This window comes from Mesorhizobium sp. M4B.F.Ca.ET.203.01.1.1 (assembly GCF_004791025.1).
Classification (GTDB): Bacteria; Pseudomonadota; Alphaproteobacteria; order Rhizobiales; family Rhizobiaceae; genus Mesorhizobium; species Mesorhizobium abyssinicae.
This window is the reverse complement of record NZ_SRUO01000247.1, coordinates 1-297: the sequence shown is the minus strand read 5'-3', so window position 1 is coordinate 297 and position 297 is coordinate 1. Positions and strand designations below refer to the sequence as shown.

The window sequence follows — 297 nt, the reverse complement described above, 5'->3', positions numbered from 1 at the left end:
CCGCCCCTCAAGCAGCGATTGCAGCAAGGCCTTGCGTTCCAGCAGGGGCGCATCGGCAACGTCCACGCCATCAAGATGCAGCAGGTCGAACAGTGCATACGTCAGGACGCCCTGCTTCTCGCCGGAAAGCGTCGCCTGGAGCAGGTTGAAGTCCTCCTTGGTGCCGGCGCCGGCGATCAGCTGTTCGATGCCAAGGCCGAAGCGCTGCGGCTGCAAGGCGAGATAAGCCAGGCGCTGGTCGATATCGTGCCGGACGCCGGGCACATGGTGCATCAAAGCAGGCCTGAGGCGGTCTTA

General features: G+C 64.0%; 1 pseudogene. It reads right to left on the bottom strand.

Going from position 1 to position 297, the window contains the following annotated elements:
• Positions 1–273, bottom strand: a pseudogene (locus tag EN846_RS34525) (hypothetical protein); the annotation flags it as partial.
• Positions 274–297 lie beyond the last annotated feature (24 nt).